Below are 19,711 nucleotides of genomic sequence, written 5' to 3'. Positions count from 1 at the left end.
CATGTGCATTGGCCGCGCAGTGTAGAAGCCGCGCCCGGCGGCGTCTTGACCCAGGCTACTGCCGCCGGAAGGCCTGCGGGGTCAGCCCGGTCTCCCGCCGCAGGGCGCGGGTCAGCGCGCTGTGCTCGGAGTAGCCGGCATCAAGCGCGATCGTGGCGATGCTGTCGGCACTGGTCAGCAAGCGGTGCTTGGCCCAGCGCAGCCGGCAGGCACTGAGCCAGGCGTGCGGCGGCACGCCGAACTCCTGCACGAACGCTGCATGCAGGCGGCTACCACTGATGCCGACCAGCGCGGTCATGCGGGCCACGTTCCAGTCCGCGCCCGGGTTGGCGGACAAGCGGGTGCACAAGGCATGCAGACGCGCCGCACTGCCGGCAGGGGCGTACTGCTGCAGCAGTGTGGCCAGCAGCGCATCGCTGGCCTGCGGCGGCGTGCCGGACAACCCCTGCCGCAATCGCTTCGGCAGGGCCAGCCAACGCTGCCGGCGCAGATGTTCCAGGGTGTCGTCATCGATCAGCCCGGCCGGGCAATCCACGATCAGCATCAGATGCTCGCCATCACCGGTCTGCGCATGCCCCTCGCCGGGCGCCACGAAGGCCCCCTGCAGCACATCCAGCCGGCCGCCGAAGGCGTCGACTTCAAAATCCAGATCACCGCGCAGCGGCAGCACCCATTGCGCAAAGTCATGCCGGTCCACATCGCTGGACGTTCCGTAACACCGCAGGTGGCAGGCGCTGGCAAGCATGGCGATAGTCTGCGCGCAGGGCGAAGGGCGCTGCAAGCCACCGCATCCGCGTACCATGGCGGCCGACCCGTACAACATGGAGCGTTCACCGTGGCCTGCAGCATCGTTCCCCTGAGTGACCGCCCCGACCTGCTGCCCGTGCTGGCCCAGTGGTATTTCCAGGAGTGGGGAAGCCACGTACCGGGCCTGACCCTGCTCGATGAACAGCAGCGGCTGGAAGTCTTCCTGCAGGACGACGAGTTGCCCCTGCTGCTGATCGCGTTGGACGACCGGGTTCCGGTCGCCGCGGCGCAGCTCAAGTTCCATGAACGTACCGAACGCCCCGAACGCCTGCACTGGCTGGGGGGCGTCTACGTGCATCCGGCGCACCGCGGGCGCGGCCTCGCCGAGAAGGTCATCAGGGAATTGCTGGCACGCGGCCGTGCGCTCGGGGTACGAGATGTCTACCTGCAGACCGAAGCCGATGATGGCGGGCTGTATCGCCGCTTGGGCTGGGCACCGCTGGAATCGCTGCAGCATGCCGCCGGCATGCCGGTCCGGATCATGGTGCGCAGCGTCGCCGCCGACCGCATCGACTGAACGCGCGGCTGCGGCATCCCGGTGGGGTAGTGAATCAATGCGTGGCCGATGAACGCGTCAGCGGAAGCGCACCGGCTGCGGCGCCGGACGGTCGGCCAGCGAGCCGAGCGTGAACGTGTACCCGGCCTCCTCCAGCAGCTTGCGCATGCGCAGCTCGGCACGCTTTGGGTAGGCGAGCGAGGTGGGGGCATGCAGCGCGTAGGAGGTCGATTTCCCGGGCAGCGTTTCGCGGGTCACCGAAGACTGATTGGTCTCGCACGCGTTGGCCCACAGGTCCATCAGCACCTTCGGGCCGATGGATTGATTGTTGCTGAGACGAAGCGTCAGCCAACGCATGTGTTCCATGACAAATCCAAGCGGCTCTTTGTCCCGAGTATGCACCAATTCCCCCACTACCGTTCGGGGCCGTCCGGTGCGCTGGCAGCCACCGGGGAGTGTCGGGCAAAAACGAACAGCCCCGGCAGGGCCGGGGCTGTTCGGGTACCACTTCAGGGAGCGGACTACTGGCGACCGTGGGGAATCGCCAGCGCACCGCCTGTCTGAAACTCAGTGCTTCATGGCGTGCTTGCGGTCGCGCATCACAGCATGGCATTCCTGCACCTGCGGCAGCAGACGCTGGACTTCCTGGCGCGCGGCCGGCGAGGTGTCGGCGTCGGTCAGGGTGTCCTTGAACGCCTTCAGCAGGCGATCTTCGGACTCTTCCAGCTCGGCCACGTAGCCGTACTGCTTGTCGCCCAGGGTGGCGCGCACCTTGCCGTAGAACTGCTGCATGGAACCGACGAAGGTGCCATGGTCGGCCGGCTTGCCGCCAGCGGCGACAACGGTTGCGCTCAGCGAGCGGACGATCTCATTCTTGACACCGGCGATACGGGTGAAGAGCGCCGCCAACTCGGCATCTTCGACCTTGCCTGCGGCCTCGGTGTAGAACTCCTGGCCATCGCGGGCGATTTCGATCAGGTCGTTCAAGTTATGCGCGGTCTTCGATTCGGTATTCACTGCGATGTACTCCTGTTGGTCCGGTTTGACCCGTGTGTTGTTGTCGGGGTGAGTCGACTTTTCCGCATTGGCCATGAAGTCGGCGTGACACTGAAATGCGAGTGTTCAGCGAGCTCAACGCACTGCGCGATGAATGTGCACGGCGCGTCGTCGAGGCGCGAAATGCGTGTTACTTCCCTGTCCGCCTGCGCTTGATCCAGGACAGACATTGGCCGGCGATCGCAGTGAGCAGAATCAGGGAATTGGTCACGACGAAGACGAGCGATCCGGTTGCCGCGCTGTAGGCGATGAACAACACCGAGGCCGTGATCTGACCGACGAACAACCACGTCGATACCGCTTCGGGATCGTCAGCCGTCCACTGCTTCCAGATCTGCCGCCACAACGTGGCGATCAGCACGGCCGTCGCCGCCCAGCCGAGCAGGTCAATGGTTTCCATCAACGCGCCAGCAGCGACAGCGGCGCCGCGTCGCCCACCACCACCTCGTCCGTCGCCAGGCCCACACGCTGTTCCAGCCGACGCAGGAACTCGCTGAAACCATGCGGTGCACGGGCGTGCCGACGTGCGCTGGTCATCACCCGCGGGCTGGCCAGCCGCGCCACCTGCATGCCGGCACCGTGCATGGCCTGGATCAGCGCGACGTCCTCACCGGTCGCCAGTGGCGCAAAGCCGCCGCATTGCCGATACGCCACCGCGCTGAACCCCATGTTCGCGCCGTGGACGTGCGGATGCCCGTCCACCGCATGCTCGCCCTGCAGGAACTGCTCGCGCACGGCCTGCGGATAGTCCAGCCAGTCACCCACCGCCACCACGCCGCAGAACGCGCTCGCACCGCATTGCAGCTGGCGTGCAAGCCAGTCCGGCGGGACCACGCTGTCGGCATCGGTGCAGCCGATCCAGCGGGCGCCCAAGGCCAGGGCGCGCTCGCTCGCCGCCGCGCGCGCGACGCCGACACAGCCGGCATCCACCGTGATCACCTCTACTCCGAAGCGCTCGCAGATCCACCCGGTGGCGTCGCTGCAACGATCCAGCGCCACCACGATCGCCACCTGCTCGTCGCGCAGGGCAGGATGCAGCGCAGCTACCTTGAGCGACTGCAGGCAGGCTGCGATCAATTGTTCTTCGTTGTGCGCAGGAAGGGTCACCGCGATCATCGCAGGCCCTCCCGCTCCGCCACCGAGGTGGTATCGGCCGACCAGCCTTCCAGCAGCATGTCCTCGTCACGATAGGAAAACAGCCGTGGCAGGCCGTCATCCAGCTGGGCATGCACGAAGCTGGCGCTGCAGCGTGCCTGCTCGAACGGCACACGCCAATGACAGGCGATCACCACGCCCTGCGGCGTGAGTGACCGCACCACCTGCGCCGCCGTTTGCTGCATGTCCTCCGGCGACAGGTAGTAGCCCATCTCACCCAGCACAATCAGATCGAAGCGCCCCGCCGGCCAGTCCTGCGGATGACGCGCCTGCTCGATGCTGACATGCGCGTGGCGCCGCGTCATCGCGCGCGCGGCCAGGACCGCGCCTTCGCTCAGGTCGGTCGCGAGCAGTTGATCGCAGCGCTCGGCCAGGGCGGCGGTAAGCACTCCGTTGGAACAGCCCAGCTCCCAGCCACGGGCGAAGCGCTCCCGCGGCAGGCTGGCCAAGGTGAGCGCGCGCTTGCGCTGCTCATACCAGCGGGTGCGGTACTGGAAGGGATCGTCCTTCTCGTACAGCGCGTTGAAGTAGCCGATATCACTCATCCGATCAGTACCTCGTAGTTCCGTTCGAAGCGCTGCAGCACGGCGGCCGGCAGGATGGGGTCGCAGTCCAGCCCTTCCACCGCGCCGGTCTGTGTCACGAATTGCTGGATGGCATCGCGCTTGCGGTCCAGCAGGGCGTCATCCAGCGCAACGCGCGTGGCCGACGCCCAGGCGCTCGGCGCCGCCTGCGGGTCCAGCCAGTGCCAGCCCCACACGGGATATTCCTTCAGGTCGGCACCGCGCTCACTGCATGCCTGGAGGCAGGCACGCGCCACGGCTTCATGGTCCGGATGGCCATCGAACCGCCACGGCGCCAGCACCAGATCGTCCGGCTGCAGCACGGCCGCCAACTGCGCGGCGATCCATGCCTCATTGGCCGTCACCTCGCCATCGCCGATGTGCCAGGAAATCCGCTCTGCGCCTGACAAGCCAAGGCAATGGAGCGCGTCATCCAGCTCTGCCGCACGGGCGATTCGCAACCGCTCGGGCGACCATGCCGGTTGGTCGGAATAGCACGCCTCGCCATCGGTGACCGAGACCACCATCACCCGCAGGCCGGACTGGTGTGCCAGTGCCATCAGGCCGCCGCAGGCGAGCACTTCATCGTCCGGGTGCGGGGACACCACCACCAGGCGCTGCGCATCGCCGAACAGCGCGGTAGCGGATGCACGCGGCAGCGTCTGCAGCCAGCGCGATGCCGCCCACTGGGCTTCGGTGACGCCGCCGCCTTCAATCTGTCGATTCACAGCGTCCACGTGCGGCCCTCGCGATGCATCAGGTTGCCAAGGTGCTGCCAATCGCGGTCGGCGTGGCTCTGGCGGATGAAGACCGTCAGGTCGGCCCAGCGCCGGGCGTGTGCCGGGTCCATGCACATCGGCCCTGGCCCCAACGCCCTGCCCACGCGGTCCAGCGTCAGCGAGGCAGCCCGCTCCACCGCGCTGCGTGCCCGCACGATCTCGCGCTGATGCGGCAGCCCGGGTTGTGCATCGATCAACGCGGCCAGCTCGCGCAGCAGCGACGCACAGGGCGAGAGCGCCAGATCGATTTCGCCGAGCAGGCCGGATGCCGTGCCCGGCTCATCGGCCCGTGCGCTGCGCAGCAACGGCTCGGCCAATGCACTGGCGCCACCGAACCAGCACGCCGCGATGCCTGCGCCGCCGTGCCAGAAACCCGGTCGCTGCAGATAGCCATCCGCCGCGCCGACCTCCACTGCCGGCACCTGGTCAAAGCGCGCCGTGCCACTGGGAACGCGCCCCATGCCCGTGGCCTGCCACGTCTGTGGCAGGAAGCTCACATTGGCCCGGCGCACGGGCACCAGGAACAGACGCGAGCGACCGTCATCGCGCACTGTCACAAGGGCATGGTCGACCCAACCGGCGCCGGAGCACCACGGCTTGTCACCGGACAGCGTGCCGCTGGCCCGATCAAAGCGCAGGGTGGCCGCCGGTCCTTCGGCCGCCCACACGGCGCCCAACCGATCCCGGTCCGGAGCGGTTGCGCCCAGTTCTTCCAGGATCGCCTGCGCGTCATAGTGCGCTTCAAGCACTTTGGCCAGACAAAGATCGCGGGCGGCGATATGCGCCAGCGCCTGCCAGCGCACCAACGTATCGCCGCTGCCGGGACGCGGCAGCGACGGCTGGTGCTCGATCCACGCGCGGGCCTGGGCCTGCAGGTCATCGCCATCGGTCACCGGTTGCGCAGACCCCGGCGGCACGAGAGAAGCCACGGCATTCATATCAGGGCGTCAGGATCACCTTGCGGCAATCCTCCTCTTTGCGGTCGAAGATCTCATAGCCACGCACGGCGTCTTCGAGCGACAGGCGGTGGGTCACGATCACGCCCGGGTCCAGGCGGCCTTCGCCGATATGGTCGAGCAATTCGGGCATCAACTTCTGCACATGGGTCTGGCCCATCTTGAAGGTGAGGCCTTTGTCGAACGCATCGCCGAGCAGGAAGCCGTGAATGAAGCCGGCATACACACCCGGGATGCTCACCGTGCCACCGCGACGCGTCGCCGCAATGCACTGACGGATCGCCACACCGCTGCTGCCTTCCACCTTGAGGGTGGTCAGTGCGGATTCCAGCGCACTGCCCTCGGCTTCAAAGCCGACCGCCTCGATCGTGGCATCCACGCCGCGGCCATTGGTCTGGGTGATGATGTATTCCGCCGGGTCCTCGACCTGAGTGAAGTCGATCGGGGTCACGCCGTAGGTCTGCTGCGCGAAGGCCAGGCGATACGGCAGATGGTCGACCATGAAGATCGTTTCCGCCCCCAGCAGGCGGCAGCACGCCGCACTCATCAGCCCGACCGGGCCCGCACCGAAGATCGCCACCGTGGAACCGGGCTTCACCCCGGCGTTGATGGCGGCCTGGTAGCCGGTCGGCAGGATGTCGGAGAGGAACAGCACCTGCTCGTCGGCGAGCGCATCCGGAATGCGCAGCGGGCCGACATTGGCCTTGGGCACACGCACGAACTCCGCCTGCCCGCCCGACACGCCGCCATACAGATGGCTGTAGCCAAACAACGCCGCCGGGGGGCGGATGCCCTTCTGGTTCACCGCCGCGCCCTTGCCGGTGTTGGTCGTCTCGCAGGCCGCGAACTCGGCGAGACGGCAATGGAAGCATTCACCACAGGCGATCACGAACGGAATCACCACGCGATCGCCCGGGCGCAGATCCATCACCCCGGCGCCCACCTCCTCCACCACGCCCATGAACTCATGACCCAGCACGTCGCCGGTATGCAGATCCGGGATCTTGCCGCGGTACAGATGCAGGTCCGAGCCGCAGATCGCCGTGGCGGTCACGCGCAGGATGATGTCGTCGGGGGCGGCCAGCGCCGGATCCGGCACGGTATCGACCCGTACATCCTTGCTGCCGTGGTAAGTCAGTGCGCGCATAGCAAACTCCGTTGTCCAAGTACCTATGTGGTACGTGGTACGGCGTGGCAGCGTCGTGACCGCCCCGTGTGCGGCGTGTCTACCCCGGCAGAGGCGCCTCGCCGCAGGTCCGGCACGCATGGCGCTCGGCAGTGCGTGAGGACTGAATCATTCATTCTGCTGCGGCGGCGGGCGCCGCTCGCGCTGGTCGTTATTCCGCCGGCGGCGCGGACGGTGTTTCCGGATCCGGCGGCAACTCCTGCGGCGGTGAGGCAGGCGCGGGATCACCCTCCGGTGGAATTTCCTGCGGCGGTTCCTGGGCAGGCGGATCACCACGGCCGGGCGCTTCCACCGGCGGCGTGGGTGGCATCGGGTCCGGCGTGGGGTCCGGGACCTGGGCGATCACGCTCTCGAGTGAAGAGGTGGATCCACTGCGTGCTGTCGTGTCCATCGCGCATGTTCCTTCTGAAGGGCTGAGCTCGACGCTACGCGGCGTGCCGTCAACATCCAGCGACGGCGCCGCTGCCGGGCGAACGAATCGGCTCAGTCATCGCCTTCGGAACGGCGCTTGTTCACCGTGATCTCGCCGGAGGTTTCCAGCACCGCCAGGTCCACCTGCCCGAAGCCCTCGCAGCCGTTGGCGCGCATCGCCACCTCCAGATCGGCCGGGCTGACATTGCAGCGTTTCACCTGGTCCCAGTAGATCGTGCCGTGCCGCGCCAGCACCACCGGCACGCCTTCCACGATCTCATTGAGGCGCGTGCTGCGCGCGCCCAGAAAGCCGACGAACCAGTTCAGCCCGATCAGGGTGGCAGCCAGGATGAGCCCGCCGGGCAGCGAGGTGTCCTCACCGATCAACGAGTTCTGCACGGCCGTGCCCAGCAGCACGATCACCAGGATGTCGAACGGGGTGGATTGCCCCATCGAGCGCTTGCCGCTCATGCGGGTCAGCAACAGGACCACCACGTACACCGCAACCGCGCGGACGACGAACTCCCACCATTCCATTCCCAGCTCGAACATCGCATGCATGGCTGCAGCCTCCGTGTGGCGAGGTCTGGACGATAGGAACTCCCGGGTGAAGCCCATGGGAGCACCCGCCCTTCACAGGACACCTGCCGCTTCGTAACAGCGGCAGGGCTAGCGTCGGGGCATCACCGCCCTACCCGTTTGCGCAGGAGATATGCCATGCAGCACGACAAAACCCCGCCCGCCTCCACCGAAGACGCCCATGCCACCCACAACTGCCCTCCGGCGGACGGCAAGGTCGACAAGCAGCGCACCTCGGAGAACCACGACGAAGCGCTCGAAGAGACCTTTCCTGCGAGCGATCCCATCTCCCCGTTCGTCGCGGCCAAGCCGCCGAAGGATGACAAGGACGAAAAAGATCCGGATGCAGCGCGGCTGAAGACGGAAAACGAGGGCTACAACCAGCACGGCCACGGCAAGGGTGGCAAGGCAGGTGAAGGGGAATCGGATGGCGTCCGCGAGGACGACGGCATCACCCAGCCGAATTTTGGCCAGGGTGGGACGTCGGGCAAGCAGACGTTGGATCGCTGACCAAACGAGGACATGTCATGACCACGACACCGCAAGCCCCGGCTACAAAAGAAGACGACCAGCAGAAGAGCCACACTCCGGACAAGCTGAGGAACGATGACGCCCGGTGGAAGGACAAGGACATGCCGGAGGCGGAGCATGGGGCGACGCCTGAGGATTATGAGCGGCCCGGGAAGGTCTGAGATCTGGAGCGGCGGACCGTCTAAACCCGTCACTTCACGACAAGCGCGATAAAACCTTTCGCCAGCAGCTTCCTACGCCCCTGAACGGGCAAGGATGGTGACCCCGGCCCGATTCGAACGGGCGACCTTCCCCTTAGGAGGGGGACGCTCTATCCAGCTGAGCTACGGGGCCACGGAGGGCGTAAAGGATACAGGCAAACCATGGGCCTCATCCACGCCCGGCCGTTTGCCCGCCACTCATCACCGGAGATGCCAACTGCCCTATGCTCCTCCGTCCCCTGCGATAAGTGACATGGATGCATCCTCTTTGGGCCACCCTTTCCCAACTCGGCGATAGCCGCTGGCTGCTGCCCCTGAGTCTGGTGCTTATTCTGCTTGGCCCCAAAGCGGCCCGCACGATCAGGTTTCGCTGGGCGGTCGGTTTGACTGTTGCCGCTGGGCTTACGCTGGGTTCTAAGCTGGCCTTCCTGGGTTGGGGCATTGGTTGGGCCCGGCTGGACTTCACTGGATTCAGCGGTCACGCCACCATGACGGCAGCGGCTTATCCGGTCGCCCTGTATCTCGCCGCATCTGGTCGGCTCCCGAAACCCCTCCTTTGGGCAGTGCTCGGGTCGCTGCTTGCCGCCATGGTCGCCTATTCGCGCTTACCCCTTAACGCCCATTCCGCATCTGAGGTGGTGAGTGGGTGGCTGCTGGGCACGGCGGCGACGGTTTTCGCCCTGTCGGCGCGCGCCACAGGCTGGACAACACCCGTCCGCACTCTTACAGCGTCAGTCATAGTGGGACTGGCGGTCCCAATGCTGATGCCCACGGTCCGCACCCACGATGTGGTCATACGCCTTGCGACCGAGCTGTCAGGCCGCGACCAAGTCTTCAATCGACACCATTTTGTGCGATAGGCGTCAAATATTGGACGCAACGAAGCCAGCCCAGGCGCCCAAACCGACTTGACACTGAATAGCCTTCAACGCGAAGATGACAGCGAAAATTTACCTCACGGAGTAGGAAACCCCGTTATGAAGAAGATCTTTGCCGCTCTCGCCCTCGTGGCTTTCTCCCCGATGGCTCTGGCTCAGGAAGCCCAGGTTGAGCAGGCTGCTGGTGCTGAAGGCACCACCGCTGCCACCAGCGCAGAAGTCGCCGGCACCGGCGCCGCCACCGGTGCCGCCACCGGCGCCCTCACCACTGCGGCCGTGATCGGCGCCGGCATCGCTGTCGCTGCAGTCGCATACAGCGTTGCGTCCGACAGCAGTAGCGACGACGCTGGCAACAACAATGGTGGTGGCACCACCCCGCCGCCGACCGGCACCACCGGCACGACGGGTACCACCGGCACCACCGGCACCAACTGATCCGCTAGTCGGAGTCAGGTCATTACGCCCTCGCCGGGCGCAGGTCCGGCGGGGGTTTTTGTTTTGCCCGACAGGGCCAGGAAGAATCATCGATGGACTGCAAACGTCTTGGCGCCACTCTGGCGTTCGCTCTTACCCTGTCTGGCTGCGTATTCGCTCCCGGCCAACACATGCGCTCCAGCGCTCTGGCCCGTGATGATCAGCCGGTCGGCAACGACAATATCGAGCTGATCCAGATCACGCCCAAGCTGATCGCCATGGACCGCGCCTCGCGCGATGTTCCGACGCTGCCGATCGCCCTGACAAGTTATCAGCCTGGTCCGTACCAGATCGGCGCAGGGGACATCCTATACATTACTGTGTGGGATCACCCCGAACTCACCGTGCCCGCGGGACCACAGCAGCAGCTGAATGCAGCCGGTCGACTTGTCCAGTCCGATGGCACGCTGTTTTATCCGTACATCGGCAAGATTGCCGCTGCCGGAAAAACGCCTGGCGAGCTTCGCGATGAGATCACCTCAAAGTTGGCGCGCGTCATCGAAGCGCCCCAGGTCGATGTCTCCATGCTGACCTACGCCAGTCAGCGCGTCTGGGTCACCGGCGCGTCGCGTCAGGCAGCAACCGTTCCGTTGACCGTGACCCCACTGACCCTCGGTGATGCCATCAGCCAATCCGGACTTGATCCGGCGCAGGCAGATCTGTCGGGCGTACGCCTCACCCGCGAAGGGGTGACCTACACCATCGACCTCGACCGGCTCGGCCGTCAGGGTGGCGGCGCTACCAACGTCTTCCTCAAGGCAAATGATCATCTCTATGTTCCGTATCTGGATCGAAAGGAAATCTTTGTCGTCGGTGAAGTGAACCAGCCGGGCGCCATGAGCTTCAAGACCAGCGACATTTCGTTGAGCCAGGCCCTTGGCCGTGCGCGCGGCCTGCAGCAGTCGACCTCCAACGGTAACGCGGTGTACGTCATCCGCGGTTCGAGCGATCTGCAGAGTGCACCCTCCAGCGTGTTCCAGCTGGAAGCTAAATCCCCAGCCGCCTTTGCGGTGGCAAGCCAGTTCGAGCTCCTGCCCGGTGACGTGGTCTTCGTTGGTGCGGCCGGCGTAACGCGCTGGAGTCGTTTTGTAAATCAGCTGCTGCCGTTCACCTCGATCATCAGCAACGCCGCAAGCGCGCGTAACGATCTCGACAATTGACGGCAGGCCAATGATGAGCAGGACCGCTCTCGTTGCGCCGCAACGGACTCAAGGGATGCGCGGCCTGGCCGCGCTCGTGCTGTTGGCGATCGGCCTGTCAGGCTGTGGCGTGGTCGGGCGCACAAGCATCAAGACCGTGCAACTGGCCATGCAGGGCAAGCCTGACATAGAGCCAACGGCCGCTGACGTGTCAGCAAACCCGTACCCTCAGATCAAAGTCACCGGCCCTCGGGGCGGTGCCGTGTTGGTTCTCGGCAATATCGATGGCGACCGTCAAGCGTGGTACAGCAACGATCGGAGCATCGTGTTCCTCGAAGATGGCCTGCTCGTGGGCACGCATGGCGGCACGCCCGAGTTGCAGGACATGCGAATCGAGGGGGAGAACCCTTTCCATGCCCTGCACCGGGTTCAAGCGCCCGTCACTGTGCAGCGCCAGTACGACGTCATGCCTGGCTACCGATTTGGCATGCCGGTCAGCGGCACCCTTGAACGCCTCGGCACCGAGAACGTCGAGATTCTTGGCAACACTCACGCCCTGCTCCATGTCCGAGAGCGCCTGAAAGGCCAGGACTGGAAGCGCGAGAACCATTACTGGGTCGACCCGGCCAATGGTTTCATCTGGAAGAGTCTGCAGGCCATCGCGCCCGATGCCAGTCTGGAAATCATCCAGCTCAAACCCTATTCGCCGGATCTGAACCGTTGATCACCTTTCGCTTGGCCGCCCTTGCCTTGGGCGTGGCCGTCTCTGTCTCTCTGCACGCCGCGCCGTCCATCACCGTCGAGGTGATGGGCAGTGTTCGGAATCCAGGCATGCTGACACTCCCCGTAACCAGCCGCTTGTCTGATGCAGCCCTTGCGGGCGCGCCGGATGATCGTAGCTACATGCTGGGGGCCGCCCTGCTGAAGCGCAGCGAACTCGTTGCGCAGACGCGCCTTAAAGCAGGTCTGTTGTTCGACCTCGAAGCCATTGAAAGTCGGGAGAGCAGCGACCCCGACGGCTCCGTGGCAGCAACACATATCGCGCGAGAAATGTCGGCGATGCCGGTAACCGGCCGCATTCGCCAAGGGCTCGCCCCGCGTGCGCTGGAGATGGAGCTGAGCAGCAATCGACCATTGGCCGATGGTGACAGGCTGTACTACCCAACCAGGCCAAGCACAGTGACCGTCCTTGGCGCAGTTGAGCAGCCCTGTTCGATCCCGCACCGGCCTCTCCAGCGCCCGCTGGACTATGCACGACAGTGCCCTGCCCTGCTCGCCGCCAGCAAAGATGATCTGTTTGTCATCCAACCGGACGGCGAGACACAGAAGATCGGCATTGCACTCTGGAACCGCAGCAGTGAGTCGACCCTCGCCCCCGGCGCGATCGTCTTTGTTCCGCTCAACGCAGGAACAACGCGCGACGTGAGCCCAGATTTCAACGAGGATGCTGCGCGCTTCCTCGCCACCCAGGTGCTGGATGCACCCGGAGCACCGAAGTGACCCGTCTTACCAGCTCACGGGCCGCTCGCCTGAGCCTAGCACTGCTCAGCTTGAGCATCAGCACAGCCCTTCACGCCCAGAGTGCTCCGGCACCCACCGCCAGCGATTGGGGCGGCATTGGCCTGCTACAGACCCCAACCGCTCGCATGGCCGATGAGGGCGAACTTGCCTTCACCGCCAGTCATACGTCACCTTACAGCCGATACAACATGGTGCTGCAGCCACTACCTTGGTTGGAGGGCGCGTTTCGATATGTTTCAGTGGCCAATCGCCGCTATGGACCGGAGTGGTTGAGCGGAAGCCAAAACTACAAAGACAAGTCGATCGACCTGAAGATTCGCCTGCTTGAAGAGAGCCGCTGGCTTCCTGAAGTGGCGGCAGGCTTCCGCGACCTGGGCGGCACCGGCCTGTTTTCCAGTGAGTATCTGGTCGCCAGCAAGCGCATGGGCGCATTCGACGCCAGCGTTGGCCTTGCCACGGGCTACATGGGCAATCGCGGTGATTTCAAGAATCCGCTCACTGCCATCGATGATCGCTTCGAAACGCGCCCGCGCGCGCAAGGCACCGGCAACCTTAACAGCGATGGGATGTTCCGCGGCCCGGTCGGCGTATTTGGTGGCGTCGCTTACCAGACGCCGTGGGAGCCGCTTCAGTTGAAGCTCGAGTACGACGGCAACGACTACAAGCGAGAACCGCAGAACAACAATCAACGCCAGAACACCCCGTTCAACTTTGGCGCGTCATACGCAGTCAATAAGAACGTCCAGCTGCACCTCGGCTGGGAGCGCGGCGATTTGGCGATGTTCGGCGTCACACTACGCGCCAACCTCGCCCAAGCCAGTTCCATGGCGAAAGTGCTGGATCCGATGCCGATCCCGTTGAAGCAGCGTCCTGTCGCAACGGCACCGGAGGGCAGAGACAACCCAGATGCAGCCAGTCAACCATTCGACTGGCCAGGGCTCGCCAACCAGCTGGAACAGAATGCGGGTTTGCGCGTGCAACGCATCAGCCAGCGCGGATCGGAACTGATCGTCACCGGCGAGCAGCGGCGCTTCTACTATCCGGCGCAGGGAGTCGGTCGCACGGCCCGCATTCTGGACGGCACACTCTCGGACGACATCAATTGGTTCACCGTGCAGAACGCACGGCTGGGCGTGCCCATTGTCGAAATCAGCATCGAACGTGAAGCCTTCGTCGACTACATCGAACACAAGTCCGACCTGACCAGCCTAGCCGGGCATATCGAGATGGCGCCACCCGCCGCTCAACACCGGCAGACCCTTTATCAGGCACCTCTGCGGCGGTTTGACGGCGGCTTTAACATCGGCTACCAGCAATCACTTGGCGGACCTGACGGCTTCGTGCTTTTCCAGGTGGCCGGCACCTACAGTGCCAGTGCATACCTGGCTCGCAACCTGTGGCTCAACGGCACCGTTAGCTACAACGCTTACAACAACTACGACAAGTTCCGTTACGACGCACCAAGCCGTTTGCCACGTGTTCGCACCGACATCCGCCGGTACATGACGACCGAGGACCTGACGCTACCCAACCTACAGTTGACCGCCACACACCAGCTCACGCAGGACACGTATGGCATGGTCTACGCCGGACTGCTTGAATCGATGTACGCTGGCGCTGGCGGTGAGCTGCTCTATCGCCCGCTCAACGAACGCTGGGCGGTGGGCGTGGAGGCCAACTGGGTGAAGCAGCGCGACTTTGATCAACGCTTCAGCTTCCGCGACTACAGCGTCGCAACTGGCCACGCGAGCTTCTACTACATGTGGGGCGAAGAGCGACGGGTAGTGACCGCATTCAGCGCCGGGCGTTACTTGGCAAAGGACTGGGGTGCCACGATGGCCGTATCCCGAGCGTTCGACAACGGCGTCACCATGGGCGCCTACGCGACCAAGACCGATGTATCGTCCAAGGACTTCGGTGAGGGCAGCTTCGACAAGGGCATCTATGTGTCCGTCCCCTTCGACTTCCTGCTACCGCGCTCCACACGCGCGCGCGCCAACTTCACCTGGAACCCACTCTATCGGGATGGTGGCGCCCGCCTTGCACGTAGCTATGGGCTCTATCAGATGACATCAGAGCGCGACCCAACATTCTTCTTTGAAAATATAAAGACGATCGACGACTGACCTTCGCTCCGCAGCCAAAATCAGCGCTGGGACCATCAAAAAAAGGCCGGAAGCATGCATGCTCCCGGCCTTTTTTGCATCCCAACTCTACCTCGGCAACCATCCACCAGAGGACGCGGCAGTGCCGCGCCTCGCCGTGGAATCACTTCTCGTTCGACGCGTACTCGTAGTATCCGTAACTGTAGTACCCGGTCGCGCGTCTCTCGACCGCATTGAAGATCGCACCCTTCACCTGAACGCCGTTCTGTTCGAACCGCTTCATCGAAAGCAGGATCTCCTTCGGCTGATTGACGCCGAATCGCGTCACCATCAGCGTCGAACCAGCATGGCTGGAAACGATCGCCGCATCCGTCACTGCCAGAATTGGCGGCGTATCTACGATGATCAAGTCGTACTGAGCAGACAGTTCCTCAAGCATCCGAGCAAATCGAGGATGCATGAGCAACTCGGACGGATTCGGCGGAATATCACCACGTGTCATGTAATGCATCTGCTCCAAACCGGGAACAGCGTGAATTGCATCACCCACCGCCAGCTTGCCAGACAACACGTCCGACAGACCGCTGACGTGGCTCACGCCGAGCACCTTGTGCAGCGTGCCCTTGCGCATATCCACGTCGATGACCAGGACCTTCTGGCCCGCCTGAGCGACAACAGCACCCAGATTGGCGGAAATGAAGGTCTTGCCGACGCCGGGACGCGGACCTGAAATTGCGATGACGTTGTTCTTTGCTTCCATCATCGCGAAATGAAGACTCGTCCGCAGGCTGCGCAGAGCCTCAACAGCCAGATCTGCCGGCTCCGCTGCGGCGAGCAGGTGTGACCTGCCGTCAGCCACTACGCGAGTTTTACCGCCCCGCCCCTTCTGGATCTTCAGCAGGTTGCTGGAAACACTCAAAGGAATTGCCGCATAGACAGGCAGGCCCAACTCTTCGATCTGTGCCGGGTCCTCGACCCCCGGGTTCAGCATGCGCGCGAGGAAGACGCCGCCAATCGACAGGAACGCGCCCAGCAAGAGCGACAAAAGGACGATCAACGACTTGCGCGGCTTGACTGGCTTGCTTGTGTCCACCACCGCGTCATCAACGATTCGAACGTTTCCGACCGTACCAGCACGAGCAACGTCCAACTGCTGCGCCTGGTTGAGCAACGCGGTGTACAGTTCATTGCTAACCTGCAGGTCGCGGGTCAGTCGTAGCAGCTCCTGCTGCGTATCAGGCAGCGCACTCACCTCGCGCCGGAAACTATCCTTCCGACCCTGGAGGTCACTGATCTGCTTGAGCATGGCACGATAGGCTGGATGCTCACGCGTAAAGCTGCGATCCATCTCAGCCTGCTTCATGCGCAACTGCTGGATGCTGCCCTCAACCGCAACTTCCTGTTCGAGCAGACCCTTGGTCTGCATCGTGATATCGACCGAATTCGCACGCGACTGATAGGTGGACATGGCCACCTGTGCATCCTCCACCTGCTTACGCACGGTCGGAAGCTGATCTTTTACGAACTGCAGCTGTGAAGCGGCCTCAGCCGAGCTGCGATCAACATTCTGGCGGACATAAGCTTCGGCAATGTTCTGCACGAAAGTTTCGGCAAGAAGTGGATCGGGATTCTCGTACACGATGCGAAGAATGCCGGATTCCTTGCCCTGCTCCGACGCTCGGATCTCTTCCTGTAATTGAGAGATGACATCGAGACGGCGCAGCTTGGTCACCTTGAAGTGGGTGCCCGGGTTGGCCTGGAGTTTCGCGATCTCGATCTTGACGCCGGCTGCTTCAACGGGAGTCCCCACTTTGCCGCGGAGGATCTCGTCGCCACTGTCGTCAACAAGCGCGAAGGTGCCGGCCGTATCACCAGCAACAAGCGTCATGGGCTCGTTGAGAAGCTTCGCCGGCACCTCAAGATGGTGGATGAGCAGACTCTCACCGCCCCAACCAAAGCGAGACAGACCCAGTACGGGAGCCGCAACCTCATCAGGCTCTCGGCCCTCAAAACGGCGAGCAAGAAATCCACCCAGCAGCGGGAATCGATTGGGCTCCACCACGACGTTCAGTTGCATACGATCAACTGCGGTGCCGACGATCGTTCTGGAGGTGAGCAAAGCAACCTCGGTGGTCGCAGCAGTACTTCCACCGCCCCCCAGGGAGGTCAGATCCGCAAGACCAGGAATCGTAGGCATCTTCGACTCGACCTGGACCAAGGTCTGAGCCTGGTACACAGGTGCCGACAGCAGCGCATAGGCAGCACCGATCAACGCGAAAAGCAGCGTTGTGCCGAGAATCCACCACTTGCGATCAATGAGTACACCGAGCAGTTCGCGCAGGTCTATCTCATCGTCTTCGCGGATTGCCCGCGAACTGGTTTCCTTAGTCATAGCTTCCATTTCGATATAAAAAGACCGCACCAGTGCGGCGATTACTTGATGTGAGCGGACCAGCGAGACACGCCCTGCTTGATCAGCCCATAGACGTGCTCAAACGCGATGCGCTGCTGGCGGTAGGGATCAGGAATCTCCATCTTGTCCCAGCGCCCGAGCAGAAAGGTCTTGCCGCTCACCTGAGGAACGTCACGCGCGATTCTCACCGCGTGAGCCTGCTCCATGACAAGAATCAGATCAGCCGCGCACAGCACCGATGGCGTCGCCAATCGGCCACGATGGCCATCAGACGCGTGCCCTTCCTCATGCAGCAATTGGCCCGCCGTGGCATCTATCGGCTTGCCGACGAGGGCCTGAAGCCCCGCAGATGTGACCTCGACTCCTTCGCGATCGCGCAGCTCGTGGCGCATCAGGATTTCGGCGGTCGGACTTCGGCAGATGTTGCCAATGCAGACGAACAGCACCTTCTTAAACACGACTACCCCACCTATTCATCTTTCTGACATCCCAACAACGTTGTCGCCGAGGCTGAAGATTTGCTGACCAAGCCCAACAGTGTACACGATGGACTCTTCATCCCTCAGTCGCGATCACCTTCGGGAGCGCAGGAAGAAAGCACCTCTCCGCCGAAAGAGACACCCGTGATCCATGTTACGAGGCGCAGAGCACAGCATCTCGATGGGAAGCCGCCTATCCTACGCCATGCCCCGCACCGAGCTACGGTGACGTGAACGGTCTGTTATCATGGTATGATAAATTGTAACAGGTGTCACAGAATCTGCTGCGCCGCGCCACTCCTGGCACCAGAGGGACGGCTTGCGCAATCGCTGGATGCGCAGATTTCCTACAGGGAAGAGATCATCAATGTTGTATTTATCTATCCGGGGACAATCCGGGCTGTCGAACGCTTCGGGCAACAAGTTCACAGCTGCGCTGGCCCTCATTCTCAGAGTTGGTGACCCGGCGATTCTCGTGATCGGTGCGTTGGCGGCCTACGAGTTGCGGTTCGGCGACCTCACCATGCCGATGAACTACGGGCGACTGATATCCATCACGCTCCTGTTTGGCCTGCTGGTGCTTGGAACCTCTTCGCTCTATGGGAGTTGGCGCGGTAGAGGTCTCTTCGCCGAGTCCGTCCAATTGCTGCTCAAGTGGGTAGTGATCTTTGGCGGGGTCCTCGCCTACTCAACCGCCGTGCAACTCACCGACGAGCTATCCCGCCTCTGGCTGGCCTTCTGGTTTGGCTTGAGCCTGGCTGGAGTAGTCGGCATGCGGGTCATGGCTCGCGCGGTTGCTGCTTGGGTCCGGGCGCGGGGGATGGACGTTCGCAGCGCTGTGATCGTCGGCGCAAATCCGGATTCTCAGCACATTGCAGATACGCTCCGGCAGAACCCATGGGTCGGAATCGATGTCTGCGGCTGGTTCACGACCCCCTCAGACCGCGGAACGGTTGAGGGCGCATCACCTCTGGGTGACATCACCCACCTTGGGGCATATGTCGAAGCCAATCATATCGATCAAGTCTGGATCGCCCTCCCCATGCGTGATGAGGCGCACATCTCAGTTGCCCTGAACCAGCTTCAGCATTCCACTGCGGATATCAAGTTCGTCCCGGACATGTTCGGGGTTCACCTGCTCAACCACTCCGTCGAGCAGGTTGCCGGCCTACCAGTCATCAACCTTCAGCAGACACCCCTCCAAGGTGGAGCACGGCTGCTCAAAGCTATTGAGGACCGCGCACTGGCTGGAATTATCTTGTTGATGATCTCTCCACTTATGCTTGCCATTGCGGCCGCGGTCAAGCTCAGCTCACCCGGACCGGTTTTCTACCGGCAGGAGCGCATGAGCTGGAACAACAAGACCTTCTGGATGCTGAAGTTTCGCTCAATGCCAGTCGACGCGGAGACAGCTTCAGGCGCCGTGTGGGCGAAAGCCGGCGAGAGTCGCGCCACCCGAACCGGCGCATTCCTTCGAAAGACAAGCCTCGATGAACTTCCCCAATTCATTAATGTTCTGCTGGGAGACATGTCTATCGTAGGCCCTAGGCCTGAACGCCCGATCTTCGTGCACAAATTCAAGAACGAAATCCCGGCTTACATGAAAAAGCACATGGTGAAAGCTGGCATCACGGGATGGGCCCAGATCAATGGCTGGCGCGGATCCACCGATCTGCACAAGCGAATTGAGTGCGATCTCTTCTACATCGAGAACTGGTCGTTCTGGCTCGATATCAAGATCATTTTCCTGACCCTCTTTAAGGGCTTCGTGCACAAGAATGCTTATTGAGATACCCAAATGCGACGCGACCCCTAATTGCCTTAGAGCAACGTTAGAACCAGCCTATGCATCTATCGTAAGCGGACGTGAACCCGCCCGCGTCAAAGGGCAGGCACTCTACTGCATCCTCCGCCGAAGCCGCTAAGGGTGTCAACCGAAAAAAGCAAAGGTGCTTGTGAAAAAAGACACCTCATCAGGGGCCC

23 protein-coding genes and 1 tRNA gene are annotated in these 19,711 nt (G+C 63.0%); 10 read left to right on the top strand and 14 right to left on the bottom strand.

The window, feature by feature from the left end:
* Nucleotides 1-55 precede the first annotated feature (55 nt).
* Entirely contained in the window at nucleotides 56-745 is a 690-nt protein-coding gene (locus NJD74_RS08085) for an AraC family transcriptional regulator (protein ID WP_319623944.1), read from the bottom strand.
* Between the two features lie 90 nt (nucleotides 746-835).
* Here NJD74_RS08085 and NJD74_RS08080 point away from each other — a divergent pair, with 90 nt between their 5' ends.
* Nucleotides 836-1,324, top strand: a complete 489-nt coding sequence (locus NJD74_RS08080; RefSeq protein ID WP_019183018.1) for a GNAT family N-acetyltransferase — start codon at nucleotides 836-838, stop codon at nucleotides 1,322-1,324.
* A 57-nt stretch (nucleotides 1,325-1,381) separates the two neighbouring features.
* Here the strand turns inward: NJD74_RS08080 and NJD74_RS08075 are convergent, their stop codons facing one another.
* The 10 genes from NJD74_RS08075 to NJD74_RS08030 form a co-directional block, all read right to left on the bottom strand.
* Entirely contained in the window at nucleotides 1,382-1,669 is a 288-nt protein-coding gene (locus NJD74_RS08075) for a hypothetical protein (RefSeq protein ID WP_046272599.1), read from the bottom strand.
* A 201-nt stretch (nucleotides 1,670-1,870) separates the two neighbouring features.
* Complete coding sequence (locus tag NJD74_RS08070) at nucleotides 1,871-2,320, bottom strand: PA2169 family four-helix-bundle protein (RefSeq protein WP_019183020.1); 450 nt, start codon at nucleotides 2,318-2,320, stop codon at nucleotides 1,871-1,873.
* 169 nt (nucleotides 2,321-2,489) lie between these two features.
* Complete coding sequence (locus tag NJD74_RS08065; protein ID WP_319623943.1) at nucleotides 2,490-2,759, bottom strand: hypothetical protein; 270 nt, start codon at nucleotides 2,757-2,759, stop codon at nucleotides 2,490-2,492.
* The gene (locus NJD74_RS08060) at nucleotides 2,759-3,475 is read right to left on the bottom strand and encodes a glycosyltransferase (RefSeq protein ID WP_319623942.1); all 717 of its coding nucleotides are present in this window, start codon (nucleotides 3,473-3,475) and stop codon (nucleotides 2,759-2,761) included. Before NJD74_RS08060 ends, NJD74_RS08065 begins: the two co-directional genes overlap by 1 nt.
* Nucleotides 3,472-4,059: a class I SAM-dependent methyltransferase gene (locus NJD74_RS08055; protein ID WP_319623941.1), complete on the bottom strand. Its 588-nt coding sequence runs from the start codon at nucleotides 4,057-4,059 to the stop codon at nucleotides 3,472-3,474. Before NJD74_RS08055 ends, NJD74_RS08060 begins: the two co-directional genes overlap by 4 nt.
* Nucleotides 4,056-4,805 carry a PIG-L family deacetylase gene (locus NJD74_RS08050; RefSeq protein WP_319623940.1) on the bottom strand — a complete coding sequence of 250 codons (750 nt, stop codon included), beginning with the start codon at nucleotides 4,803-4,805 and terminating at the stop codon, nucleotides 4,056-4,058. The genes NJD74_RS08055 and NJD74_RS08050 overlap by 4 nt, the downstream gene beginning before the upstream one ends.
* The gene (locus NJD74_RS08045) at nucleotides 4,802-5,794 is read right to left on the bottom strand and encodes an acyl-CoA dehydrogenase (RefSeq protein ID WP_319623939.1); all 993 of its coding nucleotides are present in this window, start codon (nucleotides 5,792-5,794) and stop codon (nucleotides 4,802-4,804) included. Before NJD74_RS08045 ends, NJD74_RS08050 begins: the two co-directional genes overlap by 4 nt.
* A 1-nt stretch (nucleotide 5,795) precedes the next feature.
* Entirely contained in the window at nucleotides 5,796-6,959 is a 1,164-nt protein-coding gene (locus tag NJD74_RS08040; protein ID WP_019183026.1) for a zinc-dependent alcohol dehydrogenase, read from the bottom strand.
* Between the two features lie 190 nt (nucleotides 6,960-7,149).
* Nucleotides 7,150-7,389 (bottom strand): hypothetical protein, encoded by a 240-nt coding sequence (locus tag NJD74_RS08035; RefSeq protein ID WP_319623938.1) that lies wholly within the window; start codon nucleotides 7,387-7,389, stop codon nucleotides 7,150-7,152.
* Between the two features lie 92 nt (nucleotides 7,390-7,481).
* On the bottom strand, nucleotides 7,482-7,970 hold the full coding sequence (locus tag NJD74_RS08030) for a YetF domain-containing protein (RefSeq protein ID WP_070427252.1): 489 nt from the start codon (nucleotides 7,968-7,970) through the stop codon (nucleotides 7,482-7,484).
* Nucleotides 7,971-8,126: 156 nt separating this feature from the next.
* Here NJD74_RS08030 and NJD74_RS08025 point away from each other — a divergent pair, with 156 nt between their 5' ends.
* Together NJD74_RS08025 and NJD74_RS08020 are read left to right on the top strand one after the other, a co-directional pair.
* A complete protein-coding gene (locus NJD74_RS08025) occupies nucleotides 8,127-8,498 on the top strand; it encodes a hypothetical protein (protein WP_319623937.1) in 372 nt (123 codons plus the stop codon).
* A gap of 17 nt (nucleotides 8,499-8,515) precedes the next feature.
* Complete coding sequence (locus tag NJD74_RS08020) at nucleotides 8,516-8,680, top strand: hypothetical protein (protein ID WP_019183030.1); 165 nt, start codon at nucleotides 8,516-8,518, stop codon at nucleotides 8,678-8,680.
* A 95-nt stretch (nucleotides 8,681-8,775) separates the two neighbouring features.
* Here the strand turns inward: NJD74_RS08020 and NJD74_RS08015 are convergent.
* Nucleotides 8,776-8,852, bottom strand: a tRNA-Arg gene (locus tag NJD74_RS08015).
* A gap of 124 nt (nucleotides 8,853-8,976) precedes the next feature.
* Here NJD74_RS08015 and NJD74_RS08010 point away from each other — a divergent pair.
* The 6 genes from NJD74_RS08010 (at nucleotide 8,977) to NJD74_RS07985 (ending at nucleotide 14,857) form a co-directional block, all read left to right on the top strand.
* A complete protein-coding gene (locus tag NJD74_RS08010) occupies nucleotides 8,977-9,579 on the top strand; it encodes a phosphatase PAP2 family protein (protein ID WP_319623936.1) in 603 nt (200 codons plus the stop codon).
* Between the two features lie 117 nt (nucleotides 9,580-9,696).
* Nucleotides 9,697-10,032 carry a hypothetical protein gene (locus NJD74_RS08005; RefSeq protein WP_070473026.1) on the top strand — a complete coding sequence of 112 codons (336 nt, stop codon included), beginning with the start codon at nucleotides 9,697-9,699 and terminating at the stop codon, nucleotides 10,030-10,032.
* Nucleotides 10,033-10,124: 92 nt separating this feature from the next.
* A complete protein-coding gene (locus NJD74_RS08000) occupies nucleotides 10,125-11,231 on the top strand; it encodes a polysaccharide biosynthesis/export family protein (RefSeq protein WP_313218133.1) in 1,107 nt (368 codons plus the stop codon).
* A 55-nt stretch (nucleotides 11,232-11,286) separates the two neighbouring features.
* Nucleotides 11,287-11,934, top strand: coding sequence for a YjbF family lipoprotein (locus NJD74_RS07995; protein WP_319623935.1), 648 nt, complete (start codon nucleotides 11,287-11,289; stop codon nucleotides 11,932-11,934).
* Nucleotides 11,931-12,710, top strand: coding sequence for a capsule biosynthesis GfcC family protein (locus NJD74_RS07990; RefSeq protein WP_319623934.1), 780 nt, complete (start codon nucleotides 11,931-11,933; stop codon nucleotides 12,708-12,710). Before NJD74_RS07995 ends, NJD74_RS07990 begins: the two co-directional genes overlap by 4 nt.
* On the top strand, nucleotides 12,707-14,857 hold the full coding sequence (locus NJD74_RS07985; RefSeq protein WP_319623933.1) for a YjbH domain-containing protein: 2,151 nt from the start codon (nucleotides 12,707-12,709) through the stop codon (nucleotides 14,855-14,857). Before NJD74_RS07990 ends, NJD74_RS07985 begins: the two co-directional genes overlap by 4 nt.
* Before the next feature lie 142 nt (nucleotides 14,858-14,999).
* Here the strand turns inward: NJD74_RS07985 and NJD74_RS07980 are convergent, their stop codons facing one another.
* Both NJD74_RS07980 and NJD74_RS07975 read right to left on the bottom strand, forming a co-directional pair.
* Nucleotides 15,000-17,228: a polysaccharide biosynthesis tyrosine autokinase gene (locus NJD74_RS07980; RefSeq protein WP_319623932.1), complete on the bottom strand. Its 2,229-nt coding sequence runs from the start codon at nucleotides 17,226-17,228 to the stop codon at nucleotides 15,000-15,002.
* Nucleotides 17,229-17,269: 41 nt separating this feature from the next.
* Nucleotides 17,270-17,707, bottom strand: coding sequence for a low molecular weight protein-tyrosine-phosphatase (locus NJD74_RS07975; protein WP_319623931.1), 438 nt, complete (start codon nucleotides 17,705-17,707; stop codon nucleotides 17,270-17,272).
* Nucleotides 17,708-18,095: 388 nt separating this feature from the next.
* Between NJD74_RS07975 and NJD74_RS07970 the strand changes: the two genes are divergently transcribed.
* Nucleotides 18,096-19,517 carry an undecaprenyl-phosphate glucose phosphotransferase gene (locus NJD74_RS07970; RefSeq protein ID WP_319623930.1) on the top strand — a complete coding sequence of 474 codons (1,422 nt, stop codon included), beginning with the start codon at nucleotides 18,096-18,098 and terminating at the stop codon, nucleotides 19,515-19,517.
* The last annotated feature ends 194 nt before the right edge of the window (nucleotides 19,518-19,711 follow it).

Source organism: Stenotrophomonas sp. RG-453, from assembly GCF_033843685.1.
In the GTDB taxonomy this organism is placed as follows: Bacteria; Pseudomonadota; Gammaproteobacteria; order Xanthomonadales; family Xanthomonadaceae; genus Stenotrophomonas; species Stenotrophomonas bentonitica_A.
The sequence above is the reverse complement of the archived record's forward strand: the minus strand, read 5'-3'. Positions and strand labels throughout refer to the sequence as shown.

What these genes read in the sequence shown, in the direction of transcription:
- NJD74_RS08085 (WP_319623944.1), bottom strand. Translation starts at nt 745, where the DNA reads ATGCTTGCCAGCGCCTGCCACCTGCGGTGTTACGGAACGTCCAGCGAT.
- NJD74_RS08075 (WP_046272599.1), bottom strand. Translation starts at nt 1,669, where the DNA reads ATGGAACACATGCGTTGGCTGACGCTTCGTCTCAGCAACAATCAATCC.
- NJD74_RS08065 (WP_319623943.1), bottom strand. Translation starts at nt 2,759, where the DNA reads ATGGAAACCATTGACCTGCTCGGCTGGGCGGCGACGGCCGTGCTGATC.
- NJD74_RS08060 (WP_319623942.1), bottom strand. Translation starts at nt 3,475, where the DNA reads ATGATCGCGGTGACCCTTCCTGCGCACAACGAAGAACAATTGATCGCA.
- NJD74_RS08055 (WP_319623941.1), bottom strand. Translation starts at nt 4,059, where the DNA reads ATGAGTGATATCGGCTACTTCAACGCGCTGTACGAGAAGGACGATCCC.
- NJD74_RS08045 (WP_319623939.1), bottom strand. Translation starts at nt 5,794, where the DNA reads ATGAATGCCGTGGCTTCTCTCGTGCCGCCGGGGTCTGCGCAACCGGTG.
- NJD74_RS08040 (WP_019183026.1), bottom strand. Translation starts at nt 6,959, where the DNA reads ATGCGCGCACTGACTTACCACGGCAGCAAGGATGTACGGGTCGATACC.
- NJD74_RS08035 (WP_319623938.1), bottom strand. Translation starts at nt 7,389, where the DNA reads ATGGACACGACAGCACGCAGTGGATCCACCTCTTCACTCGAGAGCGTG.
- NJD74_RS08030 (WP_070427252.1), bottom strand. Translation starts at nt 7,970, where the DNA reads ATGCATGCGATGTTCGAGCTGGGAATGGAATGGTGGGAGTTCGTCGTC.
- NJD74_RS08025 (WP_319623937.1), top strand. Translation starts at nt 8,127, where the DNA reads ATGCAGCACGACAAAACCCCGCCCGCCTCCACCGAAGACGCCCATGCC.
- NJD74_RS08020 (WP_019183030.1), top strand. Translation starts at nt 8,516, where the DNA reads ATGACCACGACACCGCAAGCCCCGGCTACAAAAGAAGACGACCAGCAG.
- NJD74_RS08010 (WP_319623936.1), top strand. Translation starts at nt 8,977, where the DNA reads ATGCATCCTCTTTGGGCCACCCTTTCCCAACTCGGCGATAGCCGCTGG.
- NJD74_RS08005 (WP_070473026.1), top strand. Translation starts at nt 9,697, where the DNA reads ATGAAGAAGATCTTTGCCGCTCTCGCCCTCGTGGCTTTCTCCCCGATG.
- NJD74_RS08000 (WP_313218133.1), top strand. Translation starts at nt 10,125, where the DNA reads ATGGACTGCAAACGTCTTGGCGCCACTCTGGCGTTCGCTCTTACCCTG.
- NJD74_RS07995 (WP_319623935.1), top strand. Translation starts at nt 11,287, where the DNA reads ATGCGCGGCCTGGCCGCGCTCGTGCTGTTGGCGATCGGCCTGTCAGGC.
- NJD74_RS07980 (WP_319623932.1), bottom strand. Translation starts at nt 17,228, where the DNA reads ATGACTAAGGAAACCAGTTCGCGGGCAATCCGCGAAGACGATGAGATA.
- NJD74_RS07970 (WP_319623930.1), top strand. Translation starts at nt 18,096, where the DNA reads ATGTTGTATTTATCTATCCGGGGACAATCCGGGCTGTCGAACGCTTCG.